Consider the following 17,709-nt stretch of genomic DNA (forward strand, 5'->3'; position numbering starts at 1 on the left):
CGAACCGCGAGGACCTAGTTGGTCTCGCTGTCGCCGCCCTCGGCGTCGTCGTCCTTCTTGTCGGCGGAGTCCGCCGAGTCGACGTCCTTCTCCAGTCCGAACTGCTCGACGAGCCACTTGTCGAACTCGATCGACGCGCGGACCCAGCTGACCGTGGAGGACACGAAGTGCTCCAGGTTCACGCCGGTGCCGATCAGCATCTGCGCCTCGCCGATCAGGCGGACGGAGCCGTCGTCGTGCGTGTGGCTGTAGACCTTGGGCCACAGCGTGCGGCGGTTCCAGTCGTCGATCGACTCGAGGAGCTGGGGCTTCTCGTCGATCTTGTGCGGGCGGTCGTAGAACGTCCGCACGGAGAAGACCTGCTGCTCGTCCTCGCCGCGGAACATGAAGTACGTGCGGAAGTCCTCCCACGGCGCCGCGAGGTCACCCTCGTCGTCGACGACGTACTTGAGCTCCATCTGCTCCAGGAGCTGCTTGACCAGGTCCTGGTCGGGGACGACGGGGCCCGCCGGTCCAGTGGCCTGCGGATCGGGCTGCTGCCCTCCGAAGTTCGGAATCGAGGCCGGGTCGATGCTCACCGTGTGACTTCCCTTCGTGCGGATGCCGCCATCCTCCCCCATCGCGCCCACCCCGTGTCCACCCCCGCAGCCACGATCCGCTCCGGGCGGACAGGAGTAGGGCCCCGGTAAGCCGGGCCCCGGGGATTCCGAGGCCCGGCTGAGGCGGTATTGCGCCGGATTGCAGTGCCTTGTTACCGCCGGGTCGCTACAGCGCCTTGCCGACCAGGAGGTCGTCGCCCGCTACCGAGACGCGGACCGTGTCGCCGTCGCGGACCTCGCCCGCGAGGATCTCCTTGGCCAGGCGGTCGCCGATGGCCGTCTGGATCAGGCGGCGCAGGGGGCGGGCGCCGTACGCCGGGTCGTTGCCCTTCTCCGCCAGCCAGGCCAGGGCTTCCGGCGTGACGTCCAGGATCAGGCGGCGTTCCGCCAGGCGCTTGGCCAGGCGGCCGATCTGGAGCTCGGCGATGTGGGCCAGCTCGGCCCCGCTCAGGGCGGAGAAGACCACCAGGTCGTCCAGGCGGTTGAGGAACTCCGGCTTGAAGGAGGCCCGCACCACGTCCATGACCCGGGCCTTCTTCTCGTCCACACCTGTGGACGGATCCATGAGGAACTGGCTCCCCAGGTTCGAGGTCAGGATCAGGATCGTGTTGCGGAAGTCCACCGTGCGGCCCTGGCCGTCCGTGAGGCGGCCGTCGTCGAGGACCTGGAGCAGGACGTCGAAGACCTCGGGGTGGGCCTTCTCGACCTCGTCCAGGAGGACGACGCTGTACGGGCGGCGCCGGACGGCCTCCGTCAGCTGGCCGCCCTCCTCGTAGCCCACGTAGCCGGGCGGGGCGCCGACGAGGCGGGCCACGCTGTGCTTCTCGCCGTACTCCGACATGTCGATGCGGATCATGGCCCGCTCGTCGTCGAAGAGGAAGTCGGCGAGGGCCTTGGCCAGCTCCGTCTTGCCCACGCCCGTGGGCCCGAGGAAGAGGAACGAGCCCGTCGGCCGGTCCGGGTCCGCGATGCCCGCGCGGGTGCGGCGCACGGCGTCGGAGACGGCGCGCACGGCCTCGCCCTGGCCGATCAGGCGCCGGCCCAGCTCCTCCTCCATGCGCAGCAGCTTCTGGGTCTCGCCCTCCAGGAGGCGGCCGGCCGGGATGCCCGTCCAGGCGCCGACCACGTCCGCGATGTCGTCCGGGCCCACCTCGTCCTTGACCATGGTGTCCTTCGACACCTCGGCCTCGGCCTCCGTGGCGTCCGCGAGCTCGCGCTCCAGGGCCGGGATCTCCCCGTAGAGCAGCTGGGAGGCGGTGTCGAAGTCCCCGTCGCGCTGGGCGCGCTCGGCCTGGCCGCGCAGGTCGTCCAGGCGCTCCTTGAGCTCGCCGACCCGGTTGAGGGACTGCTTCTCCTTCTCCCAGCGGGCGGTGAGGCCCCGCAGGTCCTCCTCCTTGTCCGCGAGGTCCTTGCGGATCTTGTCCAGGCGCTCGCGCGAGGCGGCGTCGGACTCGTTGTTCAGGGCCAGCTCCTCCATGCGCAGGCGATCGACCGAGCGCTGGAGCTCGTCGATCTCCAGCGGCGAGGAGTCGATCTCCATGCGGAGCCGGGACATGGACTCGTCGACGAGGTCGATGGCCTTGTCCGGCAGGAAGCGGGAGGTGATGTAGCGGTCGGAGAGGGTGGCGGCGGCGACGAGCGCGCTGTCGTTGATGACGACCTTGTGGTGGGCCTCGTAGCGGCCCTTGAGCCCGCGCAGGATCGCGATGGTGTCCTCGACGCTCGGCTCCGCCACCAGCACCTGCTGGAAGCGCCGCTCCAGCGCCGGGTCCTTCTCGATCCGCTCGCGGTACTCGTCGAGGGTGGTCGCGCCGACCATGCGCAGCTCGCCGCGGGCCAGCATGGGCTTGAGCATGTTGCCCGCGTCCATGGAGGAGTCCCCGCCGGCGCCCGCGCCGACGACGGTGTGCAGCTCGTCGATGAAGGTGATGATCTGGCCGTCGCTGGCCTTGATCTCCGAGAGGACCGTCTTGAGCCGCTCCTCGAACTCGCCGCGGTACTTGGCACCGGCCACCATCGCGCCGAGGTCCAGGGAGACCAGCCGCTTGTTCTTCAAAGACTCGGGGACGTCGCCCTTGACGATGCGCTGGGCCAGGCCCTCGACGACGGCGGTCTTGCCGACGCCGGGCTCACCGATGAGCACCGGGTTGTTCTTCGTCCGGCGCGAGAGCACCTGGACGACGCGGCGGATCTCGTGGTCGCGGCCGATGACGGGGTCGAGCTTGCCCTCGCGGGCGGCCGCCGTGAAATCGGTGCCGAACTTCTCCAGGGCCTTGTACTGGCCCTCGGGGTCGGGGGTGGTCACCCGCCGCCCTCCTCTTGAGTTCTCGAAGGCCTCGCGCAGCTTCTTCGCGGTCGCGCCCTGGGCTGAAAGGAGCTCGCCGGCCGCGCCGCCCTTGGCGGCGAGGGCGATGAGCAGGTGTTCGGTGGAGAGGTACTCGTCGCCGAGCTTCCCGGCCTGCGCGTCGGCCTCGGCCAGTACGGCGAGCAGCTCGCGGGTGGGCTGCGGGGGCGCGACCGTGGAGCCCGTGACGCTGGGCAGGGCGGCGAGCAGCCGGTCCGCTCCGGCGCGTACGGCGGCCTGGTCGGCGTCGGTCGCGGCGAGCAGGTCGGTGATGTTCTCGTTGTCCTCGCCGGCGAGCAGCGCCAGCAGCAGGTGTGCGGGCGTCAGGTCGGCGTGCCCGTCCTTGACGGCCCTGGTCGTGGCCGCGTTCAGCGCGTCCCGGCTCCGGTTGGTCAGCTCGGCATCCACGTGCGCCTTCTCCCTTCCTCTCCTGTGTGTGCTTTACATGAGTAACCTGCACAAAGTTGAGTCTATTCCACTCAAGGTGGAGGGACGTACCCTTCGCGCATGTCGACTCCCAGCCCGGCCGGCACGGCCCGCCCGCCCCAGGACGTACTCAACCCGACGCCGGAGTACCTCGCCTTCTGGCGGGAGCGGCACATCTGCACGCTGACCACCCACCGCCCCGACGGCAGCCCGCACGTGGTCCCGGTGGGCGTGACGTACGACCCGGAGGCCGGGCTGGCACGGGTGATCAGCAATAAGCACAGCAAGAAGGTCCGCAACGTGCTGGCGTCGCAGGGCGGTCCGCAGGGCGGGGCCCGGGTGGCGGTGTGCCAGCTGGAGGGGCGGCGCTGGGCGACCCTGGAGGGCCGCGCGGTGGTCCGTGACGACGAGGCCTCGGTCGCGGAGGCGGTACGCCGCTACGCGGAGCGCTACGGGCGGACGCCCTCGCCGAACCCGGACCGGGTGGTCGTGGAGATCAGCCTGGAGCGGGCGATGGGGCGCGCGTAGTCGCGCGGGCCCCGCTGGACCGCGTCCCGTTGGACGACGTCCCGTTCGGCCGGGCCCCGTTCAACTACGTCCGGTTCAAGGACTGGACACGAACATCACAGCGGCGCCATCGTGGTCAGGTCCACGATGGCGCCGCTGTGTGGGGGGTAGCACCTGAGCGATTTGCGACGACAGGGGAATCGCTTCAGGCACTGCGGGGGGTGGCGGCGGAGTCGGGTTCGAAAAGTTGGTGATCACGCTGGTCCAGATTGACGAAGACCATGCCGTACCGGATCTCGCAGCGGACGGGCTGCGGCGCGCCCCGGGGGCGACGCAGACAGCGGTAGGCGCGGACGTCCTCGTCCTCTTCCCGCACCACGACGATGGGCTGGCCGAAGAGGGTGACCTTCAGCGAGTCACCGGCGTAAGGAATGGCACTGGTCAGATCGATGAACTGCCAGCCGGAGCGGTATGCCGATGCCATTTCACGGCGGAATCCGTGGTCGTCGGGGGTCATCAGGAAACCTGCGCAGGGATGGTGTCCCAGCCGAAGTCGTTCCCGACCTTGTTCTCGACGGACGTACTGGCACTGGTGTCAGCGCTTCCCGTGTCCCCGTTGACAGCGGCGACTGCCCCAAAAATCGCGGCGACGGAGAAAACAACGGCAAGCGCCGAGCGAAGCATTCTCTTATACATGGTCGGCTTCGTCCTCACTTGATGGAATCTTCTCCCCCGCACTGACAGACGATGGCTCATTCAGGCACGTCAGTGCCACAGGGACGATGCATCATGTTCTTACATGTTCAGGACCCTGGGGGGTGGAGATTTGACGCAGAGCACAACAAACCCGACACATCACCACCCCGTCACAGAGATGTGCGCCGAGGGAACGCGGCTCTACGCAGCGGCCCTGAGCACCGGCCGCGTCGCCCGCGGTGAAGTGAAGAACGCCCCCTGCCTGCTCGAATTCGCGCTGCTGCGCCCCGACCCGGACGACGCGAACCAACTGCGCGCGGTTCCCCCGTCCGTCGCGCTCGCCCAGCGCCTCCACCCGATCGAACGCGAGATCCAGGACCGCCGGCGAACCGCCGTGGACCTCACCGACGCTTTCGAGCCGTTCCTCGCCCTCAGCGCCCGGAGCCCCGCCAACACCCACGCGATCACGGTGCTGGAGGGATTCGACCAGATCAACGCCGCCATCGACCTGGCCACCTCCGAGTGTCACACCGAGGCCCTGACCGTCCAGCCGGGTGGCGCCCGGCCGACGTTCAGCCTCAGCCAGTCCCTCGAGCGCGCCTCGCCGATGATCGACCGCGGGGTGAAGATCCGTACGCTCTACCAGCACACCGTGCGGCACAGCCAGGGCACGCTCGCCTATGTGGACAGGATCTCCACGGGCAAGGTCGAGATCCGCACACTGGAGGAGCTCATCGAGCGTCTCATGATCTTCGACCGTACCGTGGCCTTCATCCCCGCGAGCCATGATCGGCGCGTCGCCCTGGAACTGCGGCACCCGGGGCTGATCGAGTACCTCATCAAGGTCTTCGAGCAGCTGTGGCGCAGGGCCGTGCCGCTGAACGACAAGGTCACGTACACGCACAGCCCGGACGGGATCTCCGGCGTGCAGCGCTCCATCGCCCACCTCCTCATCGAGGGGCACGTCGACGAGGCCATCGCCCGGCGCCTGGGCATGAACGTGCGCACCTGCCGCGCGCACATCGCCAAACTGGCCACCGCCCTGGGCAGCGGCAGCAGGGCCCAGCTGGGCTACCTCATCGCCGAGTCCGGCATCCTGCACGACTCGGGCCCCGGGGACGCCGAGGGGCTGCCGTAGCCCCGCTGACGGCTGGGGGCGGGCCCGGGACGGGTCGCGGGCGGCTACGGCCGGCGGACACGCGCGGAGGCCCCGCCCAGACCCTTCGTGAAGGGTTCGGGCGGGGCCTCTGCGCGTGCGTGCGTGCGCCCGCTCAGCCCAGCGGCCGCTTCGGCGCCGGCCGCCAGACGACCAGGGCGCTGCCCGGCTGCGGAGCCTGGTACGGGACCAGGTCGCGCCGGTACGAGGCGTGCACCTGGGCCTCGCGCTGCTGGAGGACGGTGGCGGCGCCCTCGACGGCCGTCGAGAGCTCGGCCACGCGCTGCTGGAGCGCGGCGACCTGGTTCTCCAGTTCGATGATCCGCTTGATGCCGGCCAGGTTGATGCCCTCTTCCTGGGACAGCGCCTGCACCGTGCGGAGCAGTTCGATGTCACGGGCCGAGTAGCGCCGGCCGCGCCCGGCCGTACGGCCCGGGGAGACCAGGCCGAGGCGGTCGTACTGGCGCAGCGTTTGCGGATGGAGGCCCGAGAGCTGGGCGGCCACCGAGATCACGTAGACCGGGGTCTCATCGGTGAGCTGGTACTGGCTCCTACGGCGGCCGTCCATGTCATGCTCCCTTCGCGGACTCGAACAGCGCGGAGCGCGGGTCTTCGGACTCCGTCGCCTCGCGGTACAGCTCCATGGCCTCGCGGGCCTTGTCGTTCAGCTCGGTCGGGACCGCGACCTCCACCGTCACGAGCAGGTCGCCGCGGGTGCCGTCCTTGCGGACCGCTCCCTTGCCGCGGGCCCGCATCGTGCGGCCGCCGGGGGTGCCCGGGGGCAGCTTCAGCGTCACCGAGGGACCGTTCAAGGTCGGGACCTTGATGTCGGCTCCCAGCGCCGCCTCCGCGAAGGTCACCGGAACGGTCACCGTGAGGTTGTCGTCCTTGCGGCCGAAGACCGGGTGCGCGTCCACGTGCACGACCACGTACAGGTCACCGGCCGGGCCGCCGCGCTCGCCCGGAGCTCCCTTGCCGCGCAGCCGGATCCGCTGGGAGTCGGAGACCCCCGCCGGGATCCGGACCTGCATGGTCCGGGAGCTGCGGGCCCGCCCGCTGCCCTTGCAGATGTCGCACGGGGTCTCGGCGATGAGGCCGCGGCCCTTGCAGTCCGCGCAGGGGTCGGTCAGCGAGAAGCCGCCGCCGCTGCCGCGGGACACCTGGCCGGTGCCGACGCAGGTCGGGCACACGCGGGGCGTGCCGTTCTTGTCGCCGGTGCCCGAACAGGCCTTGCACGGGGACTGCGAGGACATCCGGAGCGGGACCGTGGCCCCGTCCACCGCCTCCGTGAAGGAGAGGGTGACCTCCGACTCGATGTCCTGGCCGCGGCGCGGCTGGGTACGGGTGCCCGGACCCGCGCCGGCGCCGCCGCGGTTGAACAGGCCGCCGAAGACGTCGCCCAGTCCGCCGCCGCCGAAGCCGCCGCCCGCGCCGCCCTGCTGCTGGCCTCCGAAGAGGTCGCCGAGGTCGAAGTTGAACGAGCCGCCGCCCCCGCCGGGACCGGGGCGGCCCCCCTGATTGAACAGCGTGCCGTTCCCGAACAGGGCGCGGGCCTCGTCGTACTCCTTGCGCTTCTTGGCGTCCCCGAGGATGTCGTTCGCCTCGGAGATCTCCTTGAAGCGCTCCTCGGCCGAGGCGTCGCCCTTGTTGGCGTCCGGGTGGAACTCGCGGGCGAGCTTCCGGTACGCCTTCTTGATCTCGGCCTCCGTGGCGTCCTTCGGGACACCGAGGACCTTGTAGTAGTCCTTCTCGACGAAGTCCTTCGTGCTCATCCCCGGTGTCCCTCCTCTCGCGCTTCTTGTCCTACGTGTCGTGCAAAGGGCGCCGCAGCGTCAGCCCTTGTCGGGGGCATCCGCGTCCTTGTCCGACGCGGACTCGCCTTCCGCCGCCTCGGACTTCGGCGCCGCGCCCGGCTGGGGCTCGGCCACCGCGACCCGCGCGGGACGGATCGTACGCTCGCCGATCCGGTACCCCGGCTGAAGGATCGCCACGCAGGTGTCCTCGGTGACGTCCGGTGCGTACGAGTGCATCAGGGCCTCGTGGATCGTCGGGTCGAAGGGCTCGCCCTCCTTGCCGAACTGCTGCAGGCCCATCTTGGCCGCGGCGGTCTCCAGCGATTCGGCCACCGACTTGAAGCCGCCGACCAGCTCGCCATGTTCCCGCGCCCGGCCGATGTCGTCCAGGGTCGGGAGGAGTTCCGTCAGGAGGGACGCGACCGCGATCTCCTTGACGGCGATCCGGTCCCGCTCCACCCGGCGGCGGTAGTTCTGGTACTCCGCCTGGAGGCGCTGGAGGTCCGCGGTGCGCTCGCCGAGCGCGGTGCGGGCCTGGTCCAGCTGGGCCAGGAGAGCCGTTTCCTGAACGCCCCGTGCTGCTGCTGCGGAGTCCCCGGCCGGGGCCGCGGCCTCCTCCTTGGAGGAAGCTGCGGCCTTCGGCTCGGCGGCGTCGTCGTCAGGCGTGCCGTCGGCGGGGACTTCGGGCTTCTCGTCGAAGCCCGGGGTCTCCTCCGACATCAGGCAGCGCCGCCCTTCGGCTTCTCGTCGTCCACGATCTCGGCGTCGACGACGTCGTCGTTGGCGTCGGCCTGGCCGGCGTCACCGGTCGGCGCGCCACCGGCGGCCTGGGCACCGGCGTCGGCGTAGATCGCCTGGCCGAGCTTCTGGCTGACGGCACCGAGCTTCTCGGTCGCGGTGCGGATCTCGGCGGCGTCCTCGCCCTTGAGCTTTTCCTTCAGCTCGGCGATGGAGGCCTCGACCTCGTCCTTGACCTCGGCCGGGACCTTGTCCTCGTTGTCCTTGACGAACTTCTCCGTCTGGTAGACGAGCTGCTCGCCCTGGTTGCGGGACTCGGCCGCCTCCTTGCGGCGGGAGTCCTCGTCCGCGTACTGCTCCGCCTCCTGGCGCATGCGGTCGACCTCGTCCTTGGCGAGGGAAGAGCCGCCGGTGACGGTCATCTTCTGCTCCTTGCCAGTGCCCAGGTCCTTGGCAGTGACGTGCATGATGCCGTTCGCGTCGATGTCGAAGGAGACCTCGATCTGCGGGACGCCACGCGGGGCCGGCGGCAGGCCGGTCAGCTCGAACATGCCGAGCTTCTTGTTGTACGCCGCGATCTCGCGCTCGCCCTGGTAGACCTGGATCTGCACGGACGGCTGGTTGTCCTCGGCCGTCGTGAAGATCTCGGACCGCTTGGTCGGGATCGTGGTGTTGCGCTCGATGAGCTTGGTCATGATGCCGCCCTTGGTTTCGATACCCAGGGACAGCGGGGTCACGTCGAGGAGCAGGACGTCCTTGACCTCACCCTTGAGAACGCCCGCCTGGAGGGTCGCGCCGAGGGCGACGACCTCGTCCGGGTTGACGCCCTTGTTGGCGTCCTGACCGCCGGTGAGCTCCTTGACGAGCTCGGCGACGGCCGGCATGCGGGTGGAGCCGCCGACCAGGACCACGTGGTCGATCTCGGACAGGTTGATGCCCGCGTCCTTGATGACGTTGTGGAACGGGGCCTTGCAGCGGTCGAGCAGGTCCGCGGTGAGCTGCTGGAACTGCGAGCGCGTGAGCTTCTCGTCCAGGTGCAGCGGGCCCTCGGCGGAAGCCGTGATGTAGGGCAGGTTGATCGAGGTCTCCGTGGAGGAGGACAGCTCGATCTTCGCCTTCTCGGCGGCCTCGCGCAGACGCTGGAGCGCCATCTTGTCCTTGGACAGGTCGACGCCGTGGCCGTTCTGGAACTGCTTCACCAGGTAGTCGACGACGCGCTGGTCCCAGTCGTCGCCACCGAGGTGGTTGTCACCGTTGGTGGCCTTCACCTCGACGACGCCGTCGCCGATCTCGAGGAGCGACACGTCGAAGGTGCCGCCACCGAGGTCGAAGACGAGAATGGTCTGGTCGTCCTTGTCGAGGCCGTAGGCCAGGGCGGCGGCGGTCGGCTCGTTGACAATACGCAGGACGTTCAGGCCCGCGATCTCGCCGGCCTCCTTCGTCGCCTGGCGCTCGGAGTCGTTGAAGTAGGCCGGGACGGTGATGACCGCGTCCGTGACCTTCTCGCCCAGGTACGCCTCGGCGTCGCGCTTCAGCTTCTGCAGGATGAAGGCGCTCATCTGCTGCGGGTTGAAGTCCTTGCCATCCAGGTTGATCTTCCAGTCAGTGCCCATGTGGCGCTTGACGGAGCGGATGGTCCGGTCCACGTTCGTGACCGCCTGACGCTTGGCCACCTCGCCGACGAGGACCTCGCCGTTCTTGGCGAAGGCGACGACGGACGGCGTGGTCCTGGCGCCTTCGGCGTTGGTGATGACGGTGGGCTCTCCGCCTTCCAGAACGCTGACGACGGAGTTAGTGGTGCCCAGGTCGATGCCGACCGCACGTGCCATTTTGATTCCTCCAGCTGACTTGAGTGGAACAGACTCAAGAGTGCATCACCGCTCCGACAGTGTCAACAGAGGTGAGTCGAGGGGACTCAACCTTTAGGCTGCGCTTACGCTCAGGAGCGCCATTCGGGGCACCTCGGCCGCGCGGCGCCCGCACACCGCCGGAGCCGTACGGCACCGTGCTGGCATGCACAAGCTGCTCGCGCCCCCCGCCCGGCCGGGGCCACGGACGCGGCCGCGGCCCGGGTCTTGGTCTTGGTCTTGGTCTTGGCCTTCGCCTTGGCCGACCAGGCCTTCGGCCAAGCGGGTGCTCGACCTCACCGGAGCCGCGCTCCTGCTCGGGGTGTTCCTCGTACCGCTGCTGCTGGCCGCCGGGCTGCTGTACGCGACCCAGGGCGCGGGCGTCCTCGTACGGGAGCCGGCGGCGGGCCTGGCCGGGCGGCCGTACCGGGCGTGGCGGCTGCGCGTCGGCAAGGGCCGGGTCGGGGCGGCGCTGGACCGGTGCGCCCTGGACGGACTGCCGCAGCTGCTCAACGTGGTGCGGGGCGAGATGTCGCTGGTCGGGCCTCGACCCGGGAACAGCGCGTCGGACCGGCCCGAGCGGCTCCTCGTACGCCCCGGGATGACCGGGCTGTGGCAGGTGAGCGCGCGTTCGGACCTGCCGTGGGAGGAAATGGACCTGCTGGACCGGCACTATGTGGAGAACCACTGGCTGGGAATGGACCTTGCGATCCTCGCGCAGACCCCCCGGGCGGCCTGGCGGCACGGGCGGCCCTGAGGCGGAGCCCGGGCGCGGACGCGGCGGGGTCCCTGCGGCGACGCGGCTGGTCACGGCGGGGGCGAGCGACGCAGATCACCGCGCGCTCGGCTACATTGCGGCGTCGAGACTGGGTAACCTCAAGCCTTGACTGGATAAGTTACTGCTTAGTAAGTGCCGCCCGAGGAGCCCTCCCGATGCAACTCGCCGCGATCATCGTGTCGCTGGTCCTGACCGTGGTCGGCGTCGCGCTGCTCGCCCGAGCCGTGGCGCAGATCTACCGTTTCGTGAAGCTCGGACAGCCCGTACCGGCAGGCAGCCGTACGGACGACCCGAAGTCCCGAACGATCACCCTGGTCCGGGAGTTCCTCGGCCACAGCCGGATGAACCGCTGGGGCCTCGTCGGCTTCGCGCACTGGTTCGTCGCGATCGGCTTCCTGACGCTGCCGCCGACGCTGGTGCAGGCGTACGGCCAGCTCTTCCAGGCCGACTGGGTGCTGCCGCTCGTCGGCGGCTTCCTGCCCTTCGAGCTCTACATCGAGTTCATCGGCCTGATGACCGTGGCCGGCATCCTCGTCCTGATGGGGATCCGCCTCGCGTCGCTGCCCTCGCGGGCCGGCCGCAAGTCCCGCTTCGCGGGCTCGAAGGCCTGGCAGGCGTACTTCGTCGAGTACATCATCCTGACCATCGGCCTCGCGATCCTGTGCCTGCGCGGCCTCGAAGGCGCGATCCACCACGTGGACTCGTACGAGCCCGCGTACTTCGTGTCGTACCCGCTGGTGCTCGCCTTCAAGGGCATGTCGCTCGGCGCTCTGCAGAACGCCATCTACTTCACCGCCATGATCAAGATCGGCACCTCGCTGATCTGGATGATCGTGGTTTCGCTGAATACCAACATGGGTGTGGCCTGGCACCGGTTCCTCGGTTTCCCGAATATCTGGTTCAAGCGGAACGCGGATGGCGCGGTCGCGTTGGGTGCGCTTCAGCCGATGACCAGTGGCGGTAAGGTCATCGACTTCGAGGATCCGGGTGAGGACGATGTCTTCGGGGTCTCGCAGGTCGAGCAGTTCTCGTGGAAGGGCATCCTCGACTTCTCCACGTGTACGGAGTGCGGCCGCTGTCAGTCGCAGTGTCCGGCCTGGAACACGGGCAAGCCCCTGTCCCCGAAGCTGTTGATCATGTCGCTGCGTGATCACGCGCACGCCAAGGCCCCGTATCTGCTGGCGGGTGGCGGCAAGGACATGGAGGGCAATGAGAGGGCGACGCCCGAGCAGCTGAAGGACGTCCCGGCTTCCGCGCTGGCGGAGGCGGAGCGCCCGCTGATCGGCACAGCCGAGGAGAACGGGGTCATCGACCCCGACGTCCTGTGGTCCTGCACGAGCTGCGGCGCGTGTGTCGAGCAGTGTCCGGTGGACATCGAGCACATCGACCACATCGTCGACATGCGCCGCTACCAGGTGATGATCGAGAGTGCCTTCCCGAGCGAGGCCGGGACGATGCTCAAGAACCTGGAGAAGAAGGGCAACCCCTGGGGCCTGGCGAAGAAGCAGCGCGTGGAGTGGACCAAGGAGGTGGACTTCGAGGTCCCGATCATCGGCAAGGACGCGGAGGACCTCTCGGAGTTCGACTACCTCTACTGGGTGGGCTGCGCGGGCGCGCTGGAGGACCGGGCGAAGAAGACCACGAAGGCCTTCGCGGAGCTGCTGAACATCGCGGGCGTCAAGTTCGCGATCATGGGCGGTGACGAGAAGTGCACGGGTGACTCCCCGCGCCGTCTGGGCAACGAGCCGCTCTTCCAGCAGCTCGCGCAGGAGAACGTCGCGATGCTGAACATGGCGTTCGGTGAGGACGACGAGGACCCGGCGACCAAGAAGCCGAAGGCGGCGAAGCGGATCGTCTCCACCTGCCCGCACTGCTTCAACACGATCGCCAACGAGTACCCGCAGCTGGGCGGCGAGTACGAGGTCATCCACCACACGCAGCTGCTCCAGCACCTGATCGACGAGGGCCGCCTCACGCCGGTGACCCCGGTCGACGGGCTGATCACGTACCACGACCCGTGCTACCTGGGCCGGCACAACAAGGTCTACACACCGCCGCGCGAGATCATGTCGGCGGTGCCGGGCCTGCGCCAGCAGGAGATGCACCGCCACAAGGAACGGGGCTTCTGCTGTGGCGCCGGTGGCGCGCGGATGTGGATGGAAGAGCGGATCGGCAAGCGCATCAACAACGAGCGCGTCGACGAGGCCCTGTCCCTGAACCCGGACATCGTCTCCACCGCCTGCCCGTTCTGCCTCGTCATGCTCACCGACTCGGTCAACGGCAAGAAGAACGAAGGCCAGGCAAAAGAACACGTCACCGTCGTCGACGTGGCGCAACTGCTCCTGGAATCGGTGAAGACGCCGGATCCGGTGGAGCCGGAGCCGGAGCCGGAGCCGGTGGCGGAGGCGGTGGCCGTCGCGGAGCCGGTGGCCGTCGCGGAGCCGGTGGCCGTCTCTGAGCCGAAGGCAGAGGCTGTGGCCGAGCCCAAGGCAGAGGCTGTCGCTGAGCCGAAGGCAGAGGCTGTCGCTGAGCCCAAGGCCGTCGCTGAGCCGAAGGCAGAGGCCGTCGCCGACCCCAAGGCCGCCGCTGAGCCGAAGGCAGAGGCCGTCGCCGACCCCAAGGCCGCCGCTGAGCCGAAGGCAGAGGCCGTCGCCGACCCCAAGGCCGCCGCCGAACCGAAGACAGAGGCCGTCGCCGACCCCAAGGCCGCCGCCGAACCGAAGACAGAGGCCGTCGCCGACCCCAAGGCCGAGGCTGCCGCGGAGCCGGAGGCTGAGGCCGTCGCCGAGCCCAAGGCAGAGGCCCCGGCCAAGACCGCGGAGCCCGCGCCGAAGGCGGAGGCGCCGGCGGAGGCGCCGGCGAGCGACGCCGAGGCGAAGTAGCTCGCGGCTCATAGCGCGTAGCTCGTAGCCCGCACAGTGCGGAACACCGGAGCGGCCCGTCCCCACAGGGGGCGGGCCGCTCCGGTGTTCGCGGTCGGTCGGTCGGTCGGTCCTGTCCGGGTCAGGACTGGTTGGACGACCGGCTGCGGCGCAGCATCGCGAAGCCGAGGCCCGCGGCGCCCACCGCCGCCATGCCCCCGCCGGCGGCGAGCAGCAGCGTGCCGTCGGCGTCGGCGGACACGGGCTCGACACCCTCCGCACCGGCCTTCACGCCGCCCTTCGGCACGACCCGCTCGACGGCCTTCTTCTCGACAGGCTTGGCGACGGGCTTGGCGACGGGCTTGGCGACGGGCTTCGCGTCCTTGCCACCCTTGTCGACCTTGTACGTCTCGATCAGCTTGCCGCTGGTGAAGTCGTAGACCCAGCTGTTCCCGCCGTTCTTGCCGTCGATGACGACGAACTTCACGCGCTTGCCGTCCTGGACGAGCTTGTACGTCCAGCCGTCGTTCGTCGCGGTCGGGTGCTTCAGGTCGATCGTCCCCAGGAGAGTCCCGTTCGGCATCGAGAGCTCGACGCGCTTGCCGTTCGGGCCGTCGATCAGCCGCGCGTTGCGCCCGTCGGGCATGGCGACCTGGACGGAGTTCTCCTCCACCGGCTTCGGCTTCGGCTTCGGCTTCTCGACCGGCTTGGTCGCACCCTCGACCCACGAGGTGACGGTGCCGTTCGGCTGGAGGACCACGTGCAGCCCGTTGTTCTGCCCGCCGGCGGCCTTGCCGTCCTTGCTGACCAGGGTGTCCAGCTTGTTGCCGCCGACGAAGATGTCGGCCTCGAAGTGGCCCTCGCCGATCTTGTAGACCCGGGCGATCGATCCGTCGGCCAGCTTCACGGTCGTGACGTAGGCCCGGACGGAAGGCTGCACCGGCGGGGTGGTGGGCGGCGTGGTCGGGGGCGTGGTCGGCGGGACGGTCGGGTCCACCTGGGGCTGCTGCGGGTCCACCTGCGGCTGCTGCGGGTCCACGGACGGCTGCTCGACGCCGGGCAGGACCGGCTGGTCGGGGACGGCCGGGGAATCCGCGAAGGCGGACCCCACCGGAAGGGCGAGGACGGCGGCCGCACCGGCCACGACTGCGGCGGTACGGAGGGTGGTACGACGGTGCGGGCTACGCATGACGGGGCTCATCTCGTGCTCGTTCGTGCTTCGTGGCGGTGGCTACGTCAACGAAGCTACGGAGCCGGTATGTCCGTATTCCGTCGGAGATGTAACAGCCATCGGCAGACTGCCGCGCAGCCACGTAACCCACCCTGAGAAGCCCCTCCAGGTACCCCCTAGGGGATGTCACAGCTCAGCCGCAAAGGGGACTTCTTCCGCCACCCCGGCCATCCACCCGCTCCGGAGCGGGTACTTTCGATCACGTGGCTGGATTCAGGATCGGACGCGGCCGGGACAACAACCGCACCCCGCAACAACCTCCGCGGCAGCAGCCGTACGGTCAGCAGCAGGCGCCCCAGGCGCCGCCGCCGTACGGCCAGCAGCCCTACTCTCCCCAGCAGTGGCCGCAGCAGGCCGCTTCCGGGGGCCAAGGCGAGCCCGAGTACTTCGACCCGCACGGCGGCCAGGGCGGCGGCCAGGGATACGGCCCCGGCCCTGGCTACGGCTACGACCACGGCCATCCCCCCGCCCAGGGAGCCGGCGGCCCGGGTGACTCACCGGGGTACACCCAGGCCTTCGCCATCGGCGAGGACCCGTACTCCTACAACCAGGGCGCGACCTACCAGGCGGGCGCGGCCCAGGCCGCCGCCCCCACCGGTCCGCGGCTGCCGTGGAAGGAACTGCTCCGGGGCATCGTGACCCGCCCGGGCCAGACCTTCCTGCAGATGCGCGACTACGCCGTCTGGGGGCCGGCGCTGATCGTGACCTTCCTCTACGGCACGCTCGCGGTCTTCGGCCTCGACGACGCCCGCAAGGACGTCATCGACAGCCCCTTCTCCCAGGCCGTCCCGATCGTCCTCTCGGCGGGCGTGGCCTTCGTGATCTGCGGCCTGATCCTCGGCGCCGTGACCCACACGCTGGCCCGCCAGCTGGGCGGCGACGGGGCGTGGCAGCCGACGGTGGGCCTGTCGATGCTGGTCATGAGCCTGACGGACGTACCGCGCCTGCTGTTCGCCATGTTCCTGAGCGGCGACAACATGCTCGTCCAGATCCTGGGCTGGGTCACCTGGGTGGCGGCCGGCGCGCTCTTCGCCTCCCTGATCAGCAAATCGCACGACCTGCCGTGGCCCAAGGCCCTGGGCGCGTCGGCGATCCAGCTGATCGCCCTGCTGTCGATCATCAAGCTGGGCACGATCTAGCGCACGCACGCACGTACGCACGCACGCACGCAGAACACGAAGGGGCCCGCCGCACGAACACCGCGCGGCGGGCCCCTCTCACGTCGCCCTCACATCTCAGGACGGATCTCAGGCGTCGAGAACCTGTCCCGCACGCGTCACCACGGGCGGCTTCGTGGACCACGGGAACTCGATCCACTCGTCGGTCTTCTTCCACACGTACTCGCACTTCACGAGCGAGTGGGACTTCTCGTAGATCACCGCGGACCGGACCTCGGCGACGTGCCCGAGGCAGAAGTCGTGCACCAGCTTGAGCGTCTTGCCGGTGTCGGCGACGTCGTCGGCGATCAGCACCTTCTTGTCGGTGAAATCGATCGCCTCGGGCACGGGCGCCAGCATGACCGGCATCTCCAGCGTGGTCCCCACCCCGGTGTAGAACTCCACGTTCACGAGGTGGATGTTCTTGCAGTCGAGCGCGTACGCCAGACCACCGGCGACGAAGACGCCTCCGCGGGCGATGCTCAGGATGACGTCGGGCTCGTAGCCGTCGTCGGCGATGGTCTGCGCCAGCTCGCGCACGGCCCGCCCGAATCCCTCGTAATCAAGGTTCTCACGCACTCCGCCACTCACTACGTCGCTCATGCCTCGTGCCTCACCTGGGTCCGGTGGAAGTTCTGGAAGGACCGCGAGGCCGTCGGGCCGCGCTGGCCCTGGTACCGCGATCCGTACCGCTCGCTCCCGTACGGGAACTCCGCGGGCGAGCTGAGCCGGAACAGACACAGCTGCCCGATCTTCATACCCGGCCAGAGCTTGATCGGCAGCGTGGCGAGGTTCGACAGCTCCAGCGTCACGTGCCCGGAGAACCCCGGGTCGATGAACCCGGCGGTCGAATGGGTCACCAGCCCCAGCCGGCCGAGACTGGACTTCCCCTCCAGTCTGGAGGCGATGTCGTCGGGCAGCGAGATGACCTCGTAGGTCGAGGCGAGCACGAACTCACCGGGGTGGAGGATGAACGCCTCGTCACCCTCGGGCTCGACCATCCGGGTGAGATCGGACTGCTCGACCGCGGGATCGATGTGCGCGTACCGGTGATTCTCGAAGACCCGGAAGAACCGGTCGAGACGTACATCGATGCTGGAGGGCTGCACCATCGACTCGTCGAAGGGGTCGATGCGAACCCGTCCGCTGTCGATCTCGGCCCGGATGTCTTTATCAGAGAGAAGCACGTCCCGAGGATACGCAGAGCGCGCGGGCCGCCCCAATCGAGGCGGGATCCCGCGCGCCGCTGTCTCCCTCTTTGTCTACCGCTTCGGCGCCGCCCCCACGGGCACGGCGTGCCGCAGCCGCGCACAGCGCGGACACCGCAACAGCCGCCCCGGCCCGATCCGGCCGGCACCGAGGTGCTGCAGCGGGAACGAAGCGGTGCTGAACACGTGCCCTTCGGCACAACGGACGACGGTGTGCTCCATCGAGTCCCTTTCCCCAACCAGCCGTACTGCGATGAATCGCCACATTAGGGGATGAACAAGACCCACTCCAGCCGCCGCTCCGCACACACAAGGTACGCCCCAACTCCCGCCCCCACGCCCCTCCGTGCACCCCACACGCGACACCA

Annotated in this window: 15 protein-coding genes; 5 read left to right on the forward strand and 10 right to left on the reverse strand. The window is 69.4% G+C overall.

Translation table 11 applies throughout. The features are described 5' to 3' along the window. Window positions 1-14: 14 nt before the first annotated feature. Both OG730_RS19720 and clpB read right to left on the reverse strand, forming a co-directional pair. The gene (locus OG730_RS19720; RefSeq protein WP_327305461.1) at window positions 15-578 is read right to left on the reverse strand and encodes a type III secretion system chaperone family protein; all 564 of its coding nucleotides are present in this window, start codon (window positions 576-578) and stop codon (window positions 15-17) included. A gap of 187 nt (window positions 579-765) precedes the next feature. Next, window positions 766-3,351 (reverse strand): ATP-dependent chaperone ClpB, encoded by a 2,586-nt coding sequence (gene clpB / locus OG730_RS19725; RefSeq protein WP_327305462.1) that lies wholly within the window; start codon window positions 3,349-3,351, stop codon window positions 766-768. Between the two features lie 99 nt (window positions 3,352-3,450). Here clpB and OG730_RS19730 point away from each other — a divergent pair, with 99 nt between their 5' ends. After that, a complete protein-coding gene (locus OG730_RS19730; protein ID WP_327305463.1) occupies window positions 3,451-3,897 on the forward strand; it encodes a pyridoxamine 5'-phosphate oxidase family protein in 447 nt (148 codons plus the stop codon). 184 nt (window positions 3,898-4,081) lie between these two features. Here OG730_RS19730 and OG730_RS19735 read toward each other — a convergent pair whose 3' ends face one another. Next, the gene (locus OG730_RS19735) at window positions 4,082-4,393 is read right to left on the reverse strand and encodes a Rieske (2Fe-2S) protein (protein ID WP_266879787.1); all 312 of its coding nucleotides are present in this window, start codon (window positions 4,391-4,393) and stop codon (window positions 4,082-4,084) included. A 282-nt stretch (window positions 4,394-4,675) separates the two neighbouring features. On the opposite strand from OG730_RS19735, the gene OG730_RS19740 reads away from it, so the two are divergent. Continuing rightward, window positions 4,676-5,710 carry a helix-turn-helix transcriptional regulator gene (locus OG730_RS19740; RefSeq protein WP_327305464.1) on the forward strand — a complete coding sequence of 345 codons (1,035 nt, stop codon included), beginning with the start codon at window positions 4,676-4,678 and terminating at the stop codon, window positions 5,708-5,710. 133 nt (window positions 5,711-5,843) lie between these two features. On the opposite strand, the gene OG730_RS19745 is transcribed toward OG730_RS19740, so the two are convergent. From OG730_RS19745 to dnaK, 4 genes are read right to left on the reverse strand one after another with little or no spacing between them, the layout of a single operon-like run. Continuing rightward, a complete protein-coding gene (locus OG730_RS19745; RefSeq protein ID WP_327305465.1) occupies window positions 5,844-6,296 on the reverse strand; it encodes a heat shock protein transcriptional repressor HspR in 453 nt (150 codons plus the stop codon). Window position 6,297: 1 nt separating this feature from the next. Further along, window positions 6,298-7,500: a molecular chaperone DnaJ gene (gene dnaJ, locus OG730_RS19750; protein ID WP_327305466.1), complete on the reverse strand. Its 1,203-nt coding sequence runs from the start codon at window positions 7,498-7,500 to the stop codon at window positions 6,298-6,300. A 60-nt stretch (window positions 7,501-7,560) separates the two neighbouring features. Further along, the gene (grpE, locus tag OG730_RS19755; RefSeq protein ID WP_327305467.1) at window positions 7,561-8,241 is read right to left on the reverse strand and encodes a nucleotide exchange factor GrpE; all 681 of its coding nucleotides are present in this window, start codon (window positions 8,239-8,241) and stop codon (window positions 7,561-7,563) included. Next, window positions 8,241-10,088, reverse strand: coding sequence for a molecular chaperone DnaK (gene dnaK / locus OG730_RS19760; protein ID WP_327305468.1), 1,848 nt, complete (start codon window positions 10,086-10,088; stop codon window positions 8,241-8,243). Before dnaK ends, grpE begins: the two co-directional genes overlap by 1 nt. A gap of 304 nt (window positions 10,089-10,392) precedes the next feature. Here dnaK and OG730_RS19765 point away from each other — a divergent pair, with 304 nt between their 5' ends. Together OG730_RS19765 and OG730_RS19770 are read left to right on the forward strand one after the other, a co-directional pair. Further along, window positions 10,393-10,863 (forward strand): sugar transferase, encoded by a 471-nt coding sequence (locus OG730_RS19765; RefSeq protein WP_327305469.1) that lies wholly within the window; start codon window positions 10,393-10,395, stop codon window positions 10,861-10,863. Window positions 10,864-11,039: 176 nt separating this feature from the next. Continuing rightward, window positions 11,040-13,766, forward strand: a complete 2,727-nt coding sequence (locus tag OG730_RS19770) for a (Fe-S)-binding protein (protein WP_327305470.1) — start codon at window positions 11,040-11,042, stop codon at window positions 13,764-13,766. Between the two features lie 121 nt (window positions 13,767-13,887). Here OG730_RS19770 and OG730_RS19775 read toward each other — a convergent pair whose 3' ends face one another. Continuing rightward, window positions 13,888-14,934, reverse strand: a complete 1,047-nt coding sequence (locus OG730_RS19775; RefSeq protein WP_327305471.1) for a hypothetical protein — start codon at window positions 14,932-14,934, stop codon at window positions 13,888-13,890. Between the two features lie 245 nt (window positions 14,935-15,179). On the opposite strand from OG730_RS19775, the gene OG730_RS19780 reads away from it, so the two are divergent. Beyond that, window positions 15,180-16,115, forward strand: coding sequence for a Yip1 family protein (locus tag OG730_RS19780; RefSeq protein ID WP_327305472.1), 936 nt, complete (start codon window positions 15,180-15,182; stop codon window positions 16,113-16,115). A 108-nt stretch (window positions 16,116-16,223) separates the two neighbouring features. Here OG730_RS19780 and OG730_RS19785 read toward each other — a convergent pair whose 3' ends face one another. Together OG730_RS19785 and dcd are read right to left on the reverse strand one after the other, a co-directional pair. Continuing rightward, entirely contained in the window at window positions 16,224-16,736 is a 513-nt protein-coding gene (locus OG730_RS19785) for a phosphoribosyltransferase (protein ID WP_327305473.1), read from the reverse strand. After that, window positions 16,733-17,320, reverse strand: a complete 588-nt coding sequence (dcd, locus tag OG730_RS19790; RefSeq protein ID WP_243330723.1) for a dCTP deaminase — start codon at window positions 17,318-17,320, stop codon at window positions 16,733-16,735. Before dcd ends, OG730_RS19785 begins: the two co-directional genes overlap by 4 nt. Window positions 17,321-17,709: the final 389 nt, after the last annotated feature.

Source organism: Streptomyces sp. NBC_01298, from assembly GCF_035978755.1.
Lineage (GTDB): Bacteria > Actinomycetota > Actinomycetes > Streptomycetales > Streptomycetaceae > Streptomyces.